The organism is Clostridium sp. AF32-12BH (assembly GCF_003477935.1).
Classification (GTDB): Bacteria; Bacillota; Clostridia; order Lachnospirales; family Lachnospiraceae; genus Brotaphodocola.
The window spans coordinates 9,565-10,823 of record NZ_QUEH01000030.1 but is presented as its reverse complement, the minus strand read 5'-3'; the positions used below and the strand labels follow the sequence as shown (position 1 = coordinate 10,823).

1 protein-coding gene is annotated in these 1,259 nt (G+C 39.3%); it reads right to left on the bottom strand.

Features of this window, described 5'->3' with window-relative positions; genetic code table 11:
- Nucleotides 1-60 precede the first annotated feature (60 nt).
- Entirely contained in the window at nt 61-1,182 is a 1,122-nt protein-coding gene (locus tag DWZ40_RS18720) for an ISAs1 family transposase (RefSeq protein ID WP_118544321.1), read from the bottom strand.
- Between the last annotated feature and the right edge of the window lie 77 nt (nt 1,183-1,259).

Below are 1,259 nucleotides of genomic sequence, written 5' to 3'. Positions count from 1 at the left end.
CACGACAAACGCATGAATGATTATCCCCTGTCAATTCTTTTTTTACTATATTTCATTTTTTTAAGCTTCTAAAAGTTCTTCCAGATATTGAATCGGGTGCAAACTAACTACAAACCTTTTCTTTCTCATCGACAGCTTATGCCTTGTCATCTGTGCCGGTTTCAAAATACTCAGGCTCCATTTCCTTATGATATTCAAATTTTGTGCTGCCAGCTTATCTATTGTTGTGTTCGCATCTTCCCGGAAGGTTACATCCAGATACCAGTGCATGCTTTCTATACTCCAGTGTCCTCTAACTGCACGGCTGACCTGTTCGATATCTGCCCTCAAACTGCTAATGAAATAACGATACTCTATGGCTGTATTGCCTTCCTTCTTCAGGGTTTTCTTTTCCATTATGATGCTGGACAGTCCTTTCCACTTCTTTTTTTGGCTTAACCACTTTATATCCTCTGTCTGATAATACTCCCTTATCTCGATCTGACCATGTGCTTTTTCCTGGGTTTTTTTGTAATTACCTCTTTCACGGATCTCTTTTTGGAACTCTTCGTCTGAAAAGTATTCTTGTACATCTTCATACAGACTGTTTTGATTTCTCTTCAATGCCAGCACATAGTCTGCCCGTTTTTTCTTTATTTTCTCCGCTATTGCAGTCTGCGTTCCCATTGCATCGATTGTTACGATCTGGCCTTTTATCTGGATCTTGTCCAGCAATTCCGGGATCGCTACGATCTCATTGCTTTTTTCTTCAACTGCTTTTTGACCAAGGCAAAAACCATCCTCCTTACTCCATGCTGATACAATGTGGGCCGCCTTCCCATCTCCTCTTTTATTGGAACGCATGGTTTTTCCATCGATACAGATGATCTTCTTCAACAGTTCCCCATCGTCCTGATTTAAACGATCCTGCCATTTTCCATAGAGCTGCTGCAGGATTTCTGGTGATATCATTCCCATTACGCGTCTTATTGTATCATGAGATGGTATTCCGTTTTTTAACTCTATATATTTGCGAAGATAATCCTGATAATTTTCTGCAAATAATGCCATTTCTACCCAGTCATCTGCATTTGCTAATGTTGCAAACAACACAATAACAAGAATGTCCTTTAATGTATGACGAACTTTCCTTTGCTGACGATCATCTTTTATGTATTCCAGCCAATCTAATAATTCCTGCATGTATCAACGCCCCTTTTCTTTTAATTTTATCAGAAAAGGAGCGTGTTCACAATTTATTTACTCATGCGTTTGTCGTG

What these genes read in the sequence shown, in the direction of transcription:
- DWZ40_RS18720 (WP_118544321.1), bottom strand. Translation starts at nt 1,182, where the DNA reads ATGCAGGAATTATTAGATTGGCTGGAATACATAAAAGATGATCGTCAG.